Annotated in this window: 11 protein-coding genes; 7 read left to right on the top strand and 4 right to left on the bottom strand. The window is 50.5% G+C overall.

Annotated elements, in window-relative coordinates; all coding sequences use genetic code 11:
• Positions 1-20 precede the first annotated feature (20 nt).
• From OI69_RS05680 to OI69_RS05690, 3 genes are all read left to right on the top strand, one after another.
• Positions 21-818: a deaminated glutathione amidase gene (locus tag OI69_RS05680; protein ID WP_039347157.1), complete on the top strand. Its 798-nt coding sequence runs from the start codon at positions 21-23 to the stop codon at positions 816-818.
• Between the two features lie 160 nt (positions 819-978).
• Positions 979-2,040: a L,D-transpeptidase family protein gene (locus OI69_RS05685; protein WP_039347162.1), complete on the top strand. Its 1,062-nt coding sequence runs from the start codon at positions 979-981 to the stop codon at positions 2,038-2,040.
• Positions 2,041-2,181: 141 nt separating this feature from the next.
• Positions 2,182-3,669 carry a mannitol dehydrogenase family protein gene (locus OI69_RS05690; protein ID WP_039347165.1) on the top strand — a complete coding sequence of 496 codons (1,488 nt, stop codon included), beginning with the start codon at positions 2,182-2,184 and terminating at the stop codon, positions 3,667-3,669.
• On the opposite strand, the gene OI69_RS05695 is transcribed toward OI69_RS05690, so the two are convergent.
• The gene (locus tag OI69_RS05695) at positions 3,662-4,036 is read right to left on the bottom strand and encodes a hypothetical protein (RefSeq protein ID WP_039347168.1); all 375 of its coding nucleotides are present in this window, start codon (positions 4,034-4,036) and stop codon (positions 3,662-3,664) included. The two genes, OI69_RS05690 and OI69_RS05695, sit on opposite strands and share 8 nt — an antisense overlap.
• 374 nt (positions 4,037-4,410) lie before the next feature.
• Here OI69_RS05695 and OI69_RS05700 point away from each other — a divergent pair, with 374 nt between their 5' ends.
• On the top strand, positions 4,411-5,937 hold the full coding sequence (locus tag OI69_RS05700; protein WP_039347171.1) for an MFS transporter: 1,527 nt from the start codon (positions 4,411-4,413) through the stop codon (positions 5,935-5,937).
• A 169-nt stretch (positions 5,938-6,106) separates the two neighbouring features.
• Here OI69_RS05700 and OI69_RS05705 read toward each other — a convergent pair whose 3' ends face one another.
• Positions 6,107-7,117: an AI-2E family transporter gene (locus OI69_RS05705; RefSeq protein WP_039347175.1), complete on the bottom strand. Its 1,011-nt coding sequence runs from the start codon at positions 7,115-7,117 to the stop codon at positions 6,107-6,109.
• A gap of 1,016 nt (positions 7,118-8,133) precedes the next feature.
• Positions 8,134-8,526 (bottom strand): hypothetical protein, encoded by a 393-nt coding sequence (locus OI69_RS05710; protein WP_039347177.1) that lies wholly within the window; start codon positions 8,524-8,526, stop codon positions 8,134-8,136.
• Between the two features lie 1,028 nt (positions 8,527-9,554).
• On the opposite strand from OI69_RS05710, the gene acs reads away from it, so the two are divergent.
• The 3 genes from acs (at position 9,555) to actP (ending at position 13,606) form a co-directional block, all read left to right on the top strand.
• Positions 9,555-11,516, top strand: coding sequence for an acetate--CoA ligase (gene acs / locus OI69_RS05715; protein ID WP_039347180.1), 1,962 nt, complete (start codon positions 9,555-9,557; stop codon positions 11,514-11,516).
• A gap of 123 nt (positions 11,517-11,639) precedes the next feature.
• On the top strand, positions 11,640-11,951 hold the full coding sequence (locus OI69_RS05720; RefSeq protein ID WP_039347184.1) for a DUF485 domain-containing protein: 312 nt from the start codon (positions 11,640-11,642) through the stop codon (positions 11,949-11,951).
• On the top strand, positions 11,948-13,606 hold the full coding sequence (actP, locus tag OI69_RS05725; protein ID WP_039347186.1) for a cation/acetate symporter ActP: 1,659 nt from the start codon (positions 11,948-11,950) through the stop codon (positions 13,604-13,606). Before OI69_RS05720 ends, actP begins: the two co-directional genes overlap by 4 nt.
• A 76-nt stretch (positions 13,607-13,682) precedes the next feature.
• On the opposite strand, the gene OI69_RS05730 is transcribed toward actP, so the two are convergent.
• A complete protein-coding gene (locus OI69_RS05730) occupies positions 13,683-15,413 on the bottom strand; it encodes a polysaccharide lyase family protein (RefSeq protein WP_039347189.1) in 1,731 nt (576 codons plus the stop codon).
• Between the last annotated feature and the right edge of the window lie 84 nt (positions 15,414-15,497).

Below are 15,497 nucleotides of genomic sequence, written 5' to 3' on the forward strand. Positions count from 1 at the left end.
CAGGCAAAGAAGGAGCACGCATGAAAGTCGCGCTGGGACAATTCGCCGTTGACCGCGAATGGCAAAAAAACGCCACGACAATCGTTGAGTATATGTCGGCAGCACAGCAAAACGGGGCCGATCTGCTGGTTCTGCCTGAAGGCGTACTGGCGCGCGATATCACCAATCCCAACATGGTGCTCACCGCTGCTCAGCCGCTTGATGGCCCGTTTATATCGCACCTGTTGGAAGCCAGCAAAGGGAGTTCCCTGACGACCCTGCTGTGTGTGCATATCCCAAACGGAGAAGGGAAAGTCTGGAATACGCTGCTGGCGCTGCGCAACGGCGAGATCGTTGCCCAATACCGAAAGCTGCATTTGTATGATGCGTTTGCCGTACAGGAATCGGAAAACGTACTGGCAGGCGATGCGATTCCGCCGTTATTGACCATCGCCGGGCTGAATGTCGGGCTGATGACGTGCTATGACATTCGCTTCCCTGAACTTGCTCGCCGTCTGGTGCTGGATGGCGCAGACGTGCTGGTGCTTCCCTCCGCCTGGATTAAAGGGCCGCTGAAAGAGGCGCACTGGGAACTTCTGGTGCGCGCCAGAGCACTGGAAAACACCACCTATCTCGTCGCCGTTGGTGAATGCGGCGTCAAGAATATTGGCAACAGCATGGTGGTCGATCCTTTAGGCGTTGTCGTGGTTCAGGCACCGGAAACTCCAGTTCTCATCTATGCGGATATTGAACCCGAACGACTGGCCTACGCTCGTCAGGCACTACCGGTATTGGCTAATCGCCGTTTTAACAAACCCACGCTGGAAGAGGAAAATTGACTTGTCTTTCACTCGAGCGCTAAAAAGTGTGATTAGTTACACATCTTATTTCCCTCAGGGGCTATTCTGCACATATAATGCGCATCCGGTCGTCATCGACCCTAGCAGACCAGCCTCCTGATTCGGGGGGTGCATTTACCACTCAAATAAAGAAACGAAAATGAGTATTCGCGCGATCTTTACTTTAGTTCTTGCCGCCGCCGCATTTAGCCAGGCCGCTTTTGCCGTTGTTTATCCTCTGCCTGCGGCAAATAGTCGACTGGTAGGCGAAAATATCGAAATCACCGTACCGGAAGACAGCACGCAGCCGTTGGAACATTTTGCAGCACAGTTTCAAATGGGTCTGAGCAACATGATGGAAGCCAACCCGGATGCCGACGTTTACCTGCCGATCCCCGGCAGCAAAATGGTGATCCCTCATCAATTGATTCTGCCGGACGCCCCGCGTGAAGGCATTGTGATCAATAGTGCTGAAATGCGTCTGTATTACTATCCGAAAGGCTCCAAGACCGTAGTCGTACTGCCCATCGGGATTGGTGAATTAGGTAAAGATACGCCGATTAACTGGACAACCTCCGTTCAGCGCAAGAAAGCAGGCCCAACCTGGACGCCAACCGCCAAGATGCACGCAGAATACGCCGCACGCGGTGAAACACTGCAAAAAGTCTTCCCGGCAGGCCCGGATAACCCGATGGGGCTGTACGCACTGTACATCGGTAATCTGTACGCGATCCACGGCACCAACGCCAATTTCGGCATTGGCCTGCGCGTCAGCCACGGCTGCGTGCGTCTGCGTGCCGATGATATCAAATATCTGTTCAACAACGTTCCGGTCGGTACACGCGTTCAATTCATCAATGAACCCGTGAAAGCCACCGTCGAGCCAGACGGTTCACGCTATGTTGAAGTTCACAATCCGCTGTCCCGCACGGTTGAAGAATTCCATTCCGATTCCCCGGCTCCGATCAGCATGACGCCAAAAGTGAACAAGGTTCTGGCAGATGCGAGCGTGAACAGCAGCGAAGTCGATCAGGCAATCCAAAGACGTTCTGGTATGCCGACTAAAATCAACGGTCTGGCCGAACAAACCACGCCAGCTATTCCAGTTGAATCTGCTGCTGCACCAGAAGCACAGCCGCAAGACAGCCTCAATGCGGTACAAAACGCCTTACCGATTGAGTCACAGACGACTACGGCAGCGGCCGACGCCAACCGTTCGTAATCGCCATGACACGTTGGAAACCGATTCGGGTTTCCAACGTGTTTCTCACGTTCCCTCCGCTTATTATGCACCGCGTATTGCACCACCGGTAAATCACAGCTATTTTTAACAGCATGGCTCCCCCCACCGAAAGCGCAATAAATGACTGATAAAATAAAAAATATCGCCTCGTGCGAATTGCCTGCCAGCGTCCAATTTCCCCACTACGATCGCCAGGTGCTGAAGCCGCGCATCGTCCATATCGGTTTTGGTGCTTTTCATCGCGCTCATCAGGCGTTGCTTACCGATCGCGTGCTGAATAAGGTGGGAGGAGACTGGGGGATTTGTGAAGTCGTGCTCTTCAGCGACGACACCATGATCAATGCGCTGCGCCAGCAGGATCACCTGTTTACCGTGTTGGAAAAATCCGCGGCGAACAGTCAGCCAATAGTCATCGGAGCCGTGTGCGAATCGCTACATGCCAGAATAGAAGGCATCAGCGCTATTATTGAGAAACTCGCCTCCCCAGAAACGGCCATCGTTTCTCTGACAATTACCGAAAAAGGCTATTGTATGGACGGTACGAGCGGCAAGTTGGATCGTACCAATAAACTGATTCAGCAGGATCTTGTCGATCCTCGTCATCCCGCTTCCGTACCAGGCCTGCTGGCAGAAGCGTTACGTTTACGTCACGAACGAGGGATCGCGCCGTTCACCGTGCTTTCCTGTGATAATGTGCCGGAAAATGGTAAAACGGCCCAAGCTGCCGTGTTGGAATCTGCGGGGATCAACGATCAGACGCTGATCGATTGGATCAAAACTCATGTTTCCTTCCCAAATACGATGGTGGATCGGATTGTCCCTGCCGCGACGCCTGAAGTCCTACAGGACATTGCCGATCGCCTTGGCGTTGCCGATCCCTGTGCGATAGCCTGCGAGCCTTTTATTCAGTGGGTAATCGAAGATCATTTCATCGCTGGACGTCCCGAGTGGGAAAAGGTAGGCGTACAATTGGTGCACGATGTGCTGCCGTTTGAAGAAATGAAGCTGCGAATGCTGAACGGCAGCCACTCATTTCTGGCCTATCTGGGCTATCTCGCTGGTTATGATCACGTCAGCGACTGTATGAATGATGAAAACTACCGCCGGGCTGTCTCTCATCTTATGCTGCTGGAGCAGGCGCCGACGCTCAGCGTGGTGGATATCGATCTGAAAGACTATGCCGTTCAGTTACTTACCCGCTTTTCCAACCCGGCGCTGAAGCATCGAACCTGGCAAATCGCCATGGACGGTTCACAGAAACTGCCTCAGCGCATGCTGGAGTCGCTCCGTTGGCATGTGAACAACGGGGGAGACTATCGCTGTCTGGCATTGGGCATCGCTGGCTGGATGCGCTATGTCAGCGGCAAAGACGATGCGGGCAACCCCATTGAAATCCGCGATCCGCTTTCTGACAAGCTCGGGCACGCCGTTGCGGAAACCTCAGATAGCGCCGAACGGGTCAGTGCGTTTCTCAATATTCGCGCGATTTTCGACGAGGATCTGTCAACCAATCACGATGTCTTTAACGCTATCACGCAGGCCTACCTGAAGCTGCGCGATCACGGCGCAAAGCGCACCGTGGCCGCACTGGTACAAGACTTTAAATAACGATAAACCCAAGTAAAACAAGGTATAACGCACTTTGGGCGCCCAGCGCTAAAGTGCGGCTTTTCCCTTTTGTTGCATCCAGCCACGGCAGCGACGACCAACTCATTCCCCCACCAATAACGGCGATCAGCAACATCGCGGCGGCAACCAGCCAGACAAGCTTATCCAACAGCGAATTGGGAAACAGAATTTGCATTGCGGAAACGACGAGAAACAGGGTGACGCAACGTAATATCCCAACCAGAATCCCCGCACGATCTCTCAACCCGCGTGGAGCGGAAGACGGTAACCAGGCCTGAAAAGCAAACAACCCAACCACGGCAATAAAAATCACATAAATAATGGCGTAGACCAGCAAATGACTCACGTTACGACTCCTGATGAGGAAAGGCGGTAAATTGAACTGGGTGGGATGATGGCGACATTTCCTCTTCGAGGTCAATGTGTTATTTCACAGTACGTTATCGATTTGTAGAGCAGAACTCACTATCACCTCGTCACCTGCACCGCTTTTTCTGTAATAAACATACACACCTTGTAAATTAAGAACATAAACACAGGATCATAAAATTATAAAAAGCAAATTAAAATATCTTATTTCATGATCTGCCTGACAGATCGTTATTAAAAGTGCATGAAAGCGTGATCGTCAGTTTACTTTTTTTTCAATAGAGCAAATTATAAAGAAATGATAGTTCAACAGAACTGAAATATTGTTTCATATTTGTAATTAGGCTGATCATGAATAAATTCATCTCTTTCAAACATACGTTCTGCTACGGCAGCGCGAACCTGCTCGGCAGTGGCGCGCTGGCTATCAGCGGCGCATGGCTGATGTACTTTTACACCACATTTTGTGGATTAACATTGGTTCAAGCTGCTGCCATTTTCTCCGTTGCCAGCATCATCGATGCTATCAGTAACCCGATCATGGGTTACATTAGCGATAACTTCTACAACACCCGTATTGGCCGCCGGTTTGGCCGCCGCCGCTTCTTTATTTTGCTGGGTGTCCCACTGGTTCTGGTCTACCCCATGCTATGGGTTGAGGGCTTTGGCTTCTGGTACTATCTGGCGACGTACGTGCTGTTCGAGCTGATTTACACCTCGATCATGGTGCCGTATGAGACGCTGGCTACCGAAATGACCTCCGATTTCAAACTGCGCTCTAAGCTGACGGGTTCTAAAGCCATTTTCGGTAAAATCGCCAACTTCCTGGCGGCGTTTATTCCTGGGCAGTTTATTGCCATTTACGGTAAAGATTCCGCGACGCCATTCTTCTACACCGGCCTGGTCTACGGCGCCATTATGTGTGCAGCGATGATCGCGCTGTATATGACATCCTGGGAGCGTCCGGTAAACGAAATCGTCCGTGAAAGTACATCCGGTCTGTGGCAAGCCATGAAGAAGCTGAGCGTGGATATGGTTTCCACCTTCCGCCTGCGTATTTTCCGCAAACATCTGGGAATGTACCTGTTTGGCTTCGGCGCTGAGTGGCTTTTCGCTTCCGCATTTACCTACTTCATCGTCTTCGGTCTGAAGCAGAATACGGCGCTGGTATCACACCTCAATAGCTTCAGTTCCATTATGCAGCTCATTTCCACCGCAGCCTTCATCGGTATCTGCGTCAAAATGGGCTTTGCACGACCATTCCGTTTGGCACTGATGGTAGTCATTGTCAGCGTTATCGCCTATGCCGCGCTCTATTTCACGAACTGGTCAGAAGACATGACCATCTTCGTTCTGTTTGCCATTACCGCCGTATTTGGCCTGAGCACAGGCGGCATCTACTACATTCCCTGGACGGTTTATACCTTCCTGGCCGATGTAGATGAAGTGCTGACCGGCCGTCGCCGTGAAGGCATTTATGCGGGAGCCATGACGTTTGCGGGCAAAATGGTACGTTCTGTGATTGTTTTCGCGATGGGTTGGACGCTCAGCCAATTCGGCTTTGTTTCCGGGCAGTCAGTACAACCGGAATCAGCCGTCCAGGCGATTGTTGGCGTGTTCTCGCTGGGCGTTATCGGCCTTGCGCTGGTTGCGATTTACTACACAACACAGATGAAACTGGATCGTAAGAACCACGCCATCCTGCTGGAAGAAATTGCACGTATCAAAGCGGGCGGTGCCATTGCCGATGTCCCACCTCACGCTCGTGCGGTTGCAGAAGAGCTGACCGGCTGGGAATACGAGAAGTGCTGGGGTAACAACCCGTTAGGCGTTCAGTCAGAAGAGACGAAACCCCAAGTGGCTACTGCACAGCAGTAATCGAAGACTATCGCCAGTTCAAAACAAGCTTTCATTAAAAATCGACATCACCTAAAAGCAATCAGCCCAATCTCGTATTGGGCTGATTCATTTAGACCATTATTGATTGATGAACGAAACCAGCAGGATATGGCAGGCGTTCGCATCAATCGCCTGCCAAAATGCAGAATTAAATCAGCGCAGCGTCTTTCAATTCACTTTTCAGATAGGCGTAATAGATTGGCGCCGCAATCACACCAGACAGCCCAAATGCCGCTTCAAACACCAACATCGCCAGCAGGATTTCCCACGCATGGGCTTTGATCCGCGTCCCAACAATTTGTGCATTGAGGAAATACTCAAGCTTGTGAATCAGCATCAAGTACACCAGCGCCACCAGCGCGATTGGTAGCGAAAGTGATAAGCCGGACAGGAAAACGATGGAGTTGGAGATGAGGTTACCAATCACTGGCAGCAGGCCGAAAATGAAGGTGAGCACCACCAGCGTTTTGGCAAACGGCAGATGAATGCCGCACAGCGGCAGCGCGCCAAGAATAAAAATGGCAGACAGCACCGTATTAACCACAGAAATTTTAACCTGAGCAAAAACAATATTGCGGAATGATGCCGACAGCAACGTAACCCGACGCAGTAGTTCTGCTTTGAGTAACGGTTTTTCCGTACTCTGATCGACGCTGTAAAGCGAGACAATCGCGCCAAGCACCATACCAATCAGCATCGTCACAAATCCATGCAGGAAACTTTTTCCCATGTTCTGCAACATCACAATATGTTCCTGAACCCATTGCAGTAACTCGCGCTGAAGCTCTTCAACACTGACCGGCAGATACCCCGGTAAGTAATGCGCGATCTGCTGCTGGATGTCATTGAGGATGTAACCAATACGTACATTAAACGCGGCGGTGTCCTTCATTTCCTGCATCAACAGCCCCACCAGGCTGCCAAACAGTAAACTCAACAGGCTGACCACCAGCGTGCTGATCACCGCGACCACAATCCAACGAGCGCGCTTACCGCTGATGACCCGTTGAAAATAAGGCGTCAGCAAATTCACAATTTCATACACCAAAAAACCAGCAATAAAACAGGCCAGTAAGCGTAAAGGCAGCAATACAAGCAGGCCACCCATGATAAAGAAAAAGCTCAACAGGCGAGCTTGTTTCAGGTTCAGTAACTGCATGATGACATCCCATATGAAGAGGCTACGCCGAAAATACCCGTTGAGGGGTATGCTACGCCTTTTTCCCTATCAACAGATTGATATATATGCGTCAGATTTCCGTTTACGCGGCGAGTGATAACAAACAAACGGAGAATATTTTTGGTGTTTTACCAGCGAAATGCCAGCAGTGTTTTCACTCGGGAGGTAAATGATGCCCCAAGTACCCCGGCGCGTAAGGTAGGCGCCAACAGATGGGTTCGAAATTTGACCATGATGTATCCCCATCGCATAAGAAACGCCTGTTTTCAGGAGTGATGTCCAGTGAGGGGATAAAAAAGAGGGCGGGAAATAGAAAAATAATTGAAATTATTCGTTATTAATAAGAAATTTTTAAGAAAATCCGTTGTCAGTGTTGGTCAGCAGATGTGCATCAATATCTTTATCAGTAAAAAATTGACGTCGATGTTTATCGAATAGTGTCATGCGGCGATAAGAGGGTTATTAGTTTAATCTCATCAATAATGATACGCTAGTCTAATTATCTATTCGCCATATGTTATAGGGCCACGCGTTAAAACCCCAGCATATTTCCAGAATTTATTCTCTGTGTTTAGTCAACCATGATGATGGAGAAAAGAATAGTTCACGAACAGATGGAAGAAAAAATAAATCGGCAAGAAGGAAAACAAAACGCGAGCGAAACGTTTCGCTACTGACATTTAAAAGATATGCTACATGCAAGATATGCTATATGCAGTAAAATATATAACCCTATATTTTTCACATTATCGCGAGGAATAAATAAAGTCGTTTACTCTATACTCACGAAAAATTTACGCTGCCTTATCGTTCGACGACCGCTCAACGAATATCAGAGAATAACCAGCGCAATCGATTGCGATTGCTAAAATAAAGCTAAAGTAATAACAACAACGTTATTTATCACAATAGTTTTTGTTTTATCGTTATTTTCCACTGGTAAATACATACCTATCGACACGTTTATGGTCAGAGGAATCTACAGTAACCCAAGTTTATGACGCCAGGTTTGTTGAAGGCTCAACAGTATCCTGATTCAGGATCAACAAAGAAAGCACTCGGTTTTCAACGTTCAGCTTGGAAAAAGACAGTGTATTCAACTGCTTTTTAGCAAAGCCATCAGACAACAGATCCGAAACCACACGCGTACTCAACATGTTGGAATTCGTCATAAAGTCGTGATAGGCAAACTTCACATTGACTGGTAGAACATCATCAATTGAGACGGGCGTATTCATTTCAGCGCGTAATCCAAAATGGTCGTTAAAGGCAGAATTCGCACAGACGACTTTACATTTTTCGTCAATGACCGCGACAGCACGCCGTTCGTTCTGAACGGGTTGAGAAAGTATGCCTAAAATCTCATTCTGGCCAAATATCAGACTCATTGTTTCCTCTGCATCATGCTATGTAAGAAATACCTCACAGCGCACCATAACGTCACGGCACACCATTGATAAGCAATCAACCTACCGGAATTTAAAAGGTTTCCGGATTAATAGTGTTCTTCCCCGCCCCAGAGAATCGCTCATGAAAAGAGTCATCTTCGCTAACCGGAACAATTCACACGTCCTTAAGCTACCGTGGCGCAAACCTCTACCGACTTATTTCAGCGTCAACTGATGTTGGGTATATCATGTTATTTATTTTTGGAAACCGGATATTTTTGAATAAAACACAAAAAAATAACACATCATCTTTCTTTTAGTCTGCGGGTAGCAGACGGCATACCGACCCTTTTTAAGCAGGCTCACATCTGTACTGTATAGCATCCATAAAGTGTAGATTATTCACATTTATCTGCCTTTGATAATCAGATAAATCTATTTCATTAATAGCCTACATATGGCTAACAATGAGAACAAAATTACAACAAACAGGCCGCCGTTGAACGCGCTAAATAGCAGTCTTGCATAGAAATATACTCTGAACAGGATTTTTGTTATCGGCTGAATAAGCGGGATTTTTACACCTTTTGATCGTAAATGGCGATCAAAAATTTAATAACAATAGATGTAATCTATTGAAAACAATAAATTGATCGTTAATGGCATTGTAACTGCACCAATAATTCGACTGACTTTCATCTTGTGACATGTATCACTTACCACGTTTTAGCTACCACGAAGAAACAGCCTGTTTTCTGAGCTAAAAGACTATCTTTATATGTTAATGCTGTTCACTTAAGCGTGGATTTAGGGGGAAGCACGGTGATGAGGTTCCCGCAGGGACACCTTGCACCGTAGTCGCCCCCGGTATCTCGATGCTTAAACGATCGGCATTAACCTTTATACGTAACGTTTCATTGCCTTTCCTGCATTGCGTGATCAATCGCGCAAAAAAGAAACAAAGATAATAGGTTAACTACAATTAACCATTATTTGACATAACATTAACATGTTTAAGGAGAAGCGCTATGACACAACATAATAAACACATCATTCCCGCTGCAATTGCAGAAAATGCACTGATAAATGCCCAGCAATACGAAAATATGTATCGGCTGTCCGTTGACGATCCCGCCGCCTTCTGGGGTGAGCAGGGAAAGATCGTCGATTGGATCAAACCCTATAACACGATCAAGAACACCTCATTCGATCCTGGCCATATCCGTATTCGCTGGTTTGAAGACGGCACGCTAAATGTGGCAGCGAACTGTCTGGATCGCCATCTGGCCGAACGTGGCGATCAAACCGCCATCATTTGGGAAGGAGATGACGCGACCGAAAGTAAAACGATCACCTATCGTGAATTGCATCAGTCCGTGTGCCGCTTCGCCAATGTGCTGAAGTCGCAGGGCGTTAAGAAAGGTGATGTCGTGGCCATTTATATGCCGATGGTGCCGGAAGCGGCGGTGGCCATGCTGGCCTGCGCCAGAATCGGGGCCATTCACTCGGTGATCTTCGGCGGGTTCTCTCCCGAAGCGATTTCCGGGCGTATCATCGATTCCAGCGCTAAGTTGGTCATCACAGCCGATGAAGGTATACGTGCCGGACGTGTGATTCCGCTGAAAAAGAATATTGATGAGGCGTTAAAGAACCCGAACGTCACCACCATTACCAGCGTGATCGTTTTCCGTCGCACGGGTAAGATCAATGCATGGCAGGAGGGACGCGATCTGTGGTGGCACGATCTGATTGAAAAAGCAGACGACCACTGTCCTCCAGAAGAGATGAACGCGGAAGATCCGTTATTTATCCTTTACACATCAGGCTCGACCGGTAAACCCAAAGGCGTATTGCATACGACTGGCGGCTATCTGGTCTATGCCGCGCTGACCTTCAAATATGTTTTCGACTACCACCCCGGTGACATCTACTGGTGTACGGCGGATGTCGGCTGGGTCACGGGGCATAGCTACCTGCTTTACGGCCCGTTGGCGTGCGGCGCGATTACGCTGATGTTCGAAGGCGTGCCAACCTGGCCAGATGCGCGCCGTATGGCGCAAGTGGTCGATAAGCATCAGGTCAATATTCTCTACACCGCGCCGACTGCAATTCGTGCTCTGATGGCGGAAGGTGATAAAGCGATCGAGGGCACATCGCGTGAATCGCTCCGGATCATGGGTTCCGTCGGCGAACCGATCAACCCGGAAGCCTGGGAGTGGTATTTCAACAAAATCGGCAAGGGTAAATGCCCTATCGTTGATACCTGGTGGCAAACAGAGACCGGAGGTTTCATGATCACCCCGCTGCCAGGTGCCATCGAAACGAAAGCAGGCTCCGCGACGCGCCCGTTCTTCGGCGTACAGCCGGCGCTCGTCGATAACCTCGGTAATCCACAAGAAGGTGCCGTTGAGGGTAATCTGGTGATTGTGGACTCCTGGCCGGGTCAGGCAAGAACCCTGTTTGGCGATCACGACCGCTTCGAGCAAACCTATTTTTCCACCTTTAAAGGCATGTACTTCAGCGGCGATGGCGCACGCCGTGATGAAGATGGCTATTACTGGATCACGGGTCGTGTTGACGACGTACTGAACGTTTCCGGGCACCGTCTGGGGACGGCGGAAATCGAATCGGCGCTCGTTGCACACCCTAAGATCGCCGAAGCGGCTGTGGTCGGCATTCCACACCATATGAAAGGTCAGGCTATTTACGCCTACATCACGCTGAACCACGGCGAAGAGCCGTCCAGCGAGCTGTATACGGAAGTGCGCAACTGGGTGCGTAAGGAAATTGGCCCGATTGCCACCCCGGATATCCTGCACTGGACGGATTCCTTACCGAAAACGCGCTCTGGCAAAATCATGCGTCGTATTTTGCGTAAAATCGCCGCCGGTGACACCAGCAATCTGGGGGATACCTCAACGCTGGCCGATCCTGGCGTCGTCGAAAAACTGCTCGAAGAAAAGCAGGCCATGAGTACCGCTTCTCAATAACTCCTGCCTCACCGCTCTCTTATCCCCGTAAGCCATAACGTGGCTTGCGGGGATGTGGCTGACGATAAATCAGGCGGTGATATTGCGGCAGCACTCAACCTTATAGATTACTGGAGACTTACGATGAATGACGACATTTATCAACGGATTGAAAGTAACCCCTTATTCAGAGAACTGGTCAATAAGCGGCAGCGTTTCGCTGCGTTTCTTTCACTGATCATGCTGGTGCTTTATGTCGGTTTTATTTTGCTGATCGCTTTTGCGCCCGGCTGGTTGGGAACACCGATCGGCCCAGGCTCCAGCATTACCCGCGGCATTCCGATTGGCGTAGGGTTGATTGCGATTTCCTTCATTCTGACCGGCGTCTATGTGTATCGCGCTAACGGTGAATTTGATCATCTGACCAAGCAGTTACTGGATGAGGTAAAGCAATGAAAATACGCTTTATGATGCTGTTAGGATTGTTGGTGCTGCCTGTGCTTGCGTGGGCGGCAGATGCCCTCACGGGTGATGTCCAACGCCAGCCGTTGAATATTCAGGCCATCGTGATGTTTCTGCTGTTCGTCGGCGGGACGTTGTATATCACCTACTGGGCGTCGAAAAGAACGCGTTCACGTAGCGATTACTACACGGCTGGCGGCAACATTACCGGTTTCCAGAACGGATTGGCTATTGCGGGCGACTATATGTCTGCCGCGTCCTTCCTCGGTATTTCCGCGCTGGTCTATACCTCCGGTTACGACGGTCTGATTTATTCACTCGGCTTTTTGGTCGGCTGGCCGATTATCCTGTTTCTGATTGCGGAACGGTTACGTAACCTCGGACGTTACACTTTTGCGGATGTCGCGTCCTACCGTTTGCAACAGCGCCCCATCCGTAGCCTGTCAGCCTGTGGCTCTCTGGTGGTTGTCGCCCTATACCTGATTGCACAGATGGTCGGCGCAGGGAAACTCATCGAGCTGCTGTTTGGCCTCAACTACCATGTGGCCGTAATACTGGTCGGTATTTTGATGGTGATGTACGTGATGTTTGGCGGCATGCTCGCCACCACCTGGGTACAGATTATTAAAGCCGTCCTGCTGCTATTTGGTGCCACCTTCATGGCCATCATGGTAATGAAATCCGTGGGTTTCAGCTTTGACGAGTTGTTCAAACAGGCGATGGCGGTTCACCCGAAAGGGGCCTCGATCATGAGTCCCGGCGGGCTGGTTTCCGACCCGATATCCGCGTTGTCTCTCGGGTTGGGTCTGATGTTCGGTACGGCTGGCCTACCGCATATTCTGATGCGTTTCTTCACGGTCAGCGATGCGAAAGAAGCGCGTAAAAGCGTGTTCTACGCCACAGGGTTCATGGGCTATTTCTACTTCCTGACCTTCATCATCGGTTTCGGTGCCATCCTGCTCGTGAGCGCCAACCCTGAGTTTAAGGACGCGACAGGCGCGCTCATTGGTGGGAATAACATGGCAGCGGTGCATCTGGCGGATGCAGTCGGCGGCGACTTCTTCCTCGGTTTCATCTCCGCCGTGGCTTTTGCCACTATTCTGGCCGTCGTTGCCGGACTCACGCTAGCAGGTGCCTCTGCCGTATCCCACGATCTCTACTCTAACGTGATCAAGAAAGGGAAAGCGACGGAGCGTGATGAGCTGAAAGTCTCGAAAATCACCGTACTGGTGCTGGGTGTGGTGGCCATTTCGCTCGGTATCCTGTTTGAGAACCAGAACATCGCCTTCATGGTCGGGCTGGCCTTCTCCATCGCCGCCAGTTGTAACTTCCCGATTATCATCATCTCAATGTACTGGTCGAAACTGACCACGCGCGGCGCGATGATGGGCGGCTGGGCAGGGCTGCTGACTGCCGTCATTTTGATGATACTGGGGCCGACCATCTGGGTGAAAATCCTCGGTCACGCCACGCCGATTTACCCCTACGATTATCCTGCGCTCTTCTCCATGCTGGTCGCGTTTATCGGTATCTGGTTCTTCTCCATCACCGACCGTTCCGAGGCAGGTCAGCAGGAGCGCGCACGCTTCCACACACAGTTTGTTCGCTCACAAACCGGCCTCGGCGCATCAAAAGGCAGTTCCCACTGATTCTCTGCTCACTGGCCCGCATTTCGCGGGCCAGTCTTTCTCAGAAGCTCAACGCTTCGCATTGTTAAAACTGGGTTTACTCCTCGCTTAACGTCACCACGTCATACATCACACTGCCACCTTTTAATTGCAGAGCGACCGTGTTGTTGCCGTTTTTCAGAAAATCGGATGACACGGGAATTCGCGCAATATGGTAGCGACCACTCTGTAGCGCACCGCGATATAGGGCTTTGTCGTTCTCGTAAGTCAGCGTTTCCAGCGTGCTGCCGTTTACCGCTACCGCCAACTGTGGAACGGTCGGTTCGCTCATGCCGTTGTTGCTGGCAGCCGCCAGCGCGATGTTCAGGAAATAGGTTTTCTTTTCTGGTTGCAGCGCAAAACGAATAGCCCATGTTCCCGGTTTGGTCTGCGCGTAATACCAGTCACGCTGATAGTCACTGCGGCCAATCTCAAACGTCAGATTGGCCGGAACCTCATGTTGCCAGCGGGTGTTACGTGTTTGATTGCCAAAACGAAATTCACTCGCCTGCCGATTGGCCTGCCCTATCGCCCACACCACGGGTTCAGCTTTAGGCAGCGTAATCGCTGGCAGCGTTTGCCTGTCACCAGAAACAGACAGCGTTTGTTCTGCCAGTATCCCCGGTTGCGTCCCCTTGTTGGCATATACCGTCAGATGATAATTGCCCGGACGGACGTGCGAGATCGCAAAGTTCCCCTGTGTATCTGTCATTGCCTGATACGAATAGCCGCGGGTTTGCACATCAAACGGTTCATCCAATGACGATGAAAGCACCACGGTAACGGGCTGCTGGCTGGCCACGCGCCCGCTGACCTGCGTGCGCTCACGCGCATAGCGGGGGTCATCCACCCATTTGTACGGCCAACTCACCGTTTCCGTCAGCGCCTGACGTCGGGCATCTGTCAGCATCTGTTCGGTATCGCCCTGATTGATATACAGCAACCACGGCCCGTAGAATTTTTTCCAACCCGGTGGCACCACCATATCCGGCGTACCAAGGTGCGCGCCTGTCATATAATTCAGAATGATCGCATCCTGATGCACCAGCAGATCCTGCTTGAGTGCATCGCCGGAAAAATACTCCCGATTGCCGTGAATCAACCACGCGCCTACGCCGTTCCCGAACACGCCCCAGAAAGGCGCGGCACGCATATAGCCAGCGAAATCATATTTGGAATAGATACGGCCATCCGGCAGTCGCCAGGTTTCATCTTGTACCTTCGGCAAGGCCTCAAGCTGACTGTAAAGCAGCGGTTTCCCCTGACGTTCGCCATTGTAGAGGTGATCTAACCGGGCAGGATCGAAGCGATAGACGTTACGTAGCTCACTAACCTTAACGTCCTGACTTCCACGATTTTCGGCTACCACATAGCTGTAAAGCCCGCTAACGCCACGACGCATAATCAGATGATATTCGAGCCGTAACAACCCGCCTTTATCGTCGATATAGGCGACATGCGCCATCTCAGGATCGTTACGTAGCACCTCTACTCGTTCGGGAACAAAATCTTTTACGCCTTTAACAGGGGCATCGCTAACATAGTAATCGAGGTAAGCACTACGCGTTTTGCTCGGATCGCGCACCGCGCCGGACAGATGGGTGACGATATTGTTGCCCCCTATCACCATCCTGACCGCACTGCCATCCTCCCCAAACGCGACGTTCAGCAGGCCGTTATCCAGCACGGTATGCAAACCAGAGACGGATAACGACACCGCATTACCCTGTGCGCTATAGCCATAGGGGGCGAACATCGCGCCCACCAACAATAAGACAGATCGCTTCACCGTCAGCCCTCTTGTGTTCGCTTGCTTAGACAGAAGTTCTTATCGCATCCATTCAGGCCACTGCCGCTGCAATATCGAGATACA

The organism is Pectobacterium fontis, from assembly GCF_000803215.1.
GTDB lineage: Bacteria > Pseudomonadota > Gammaproteobacteria > Enterobacterales > Enterobacteriaceae > Pectobacterium > Pectobacterium fontis.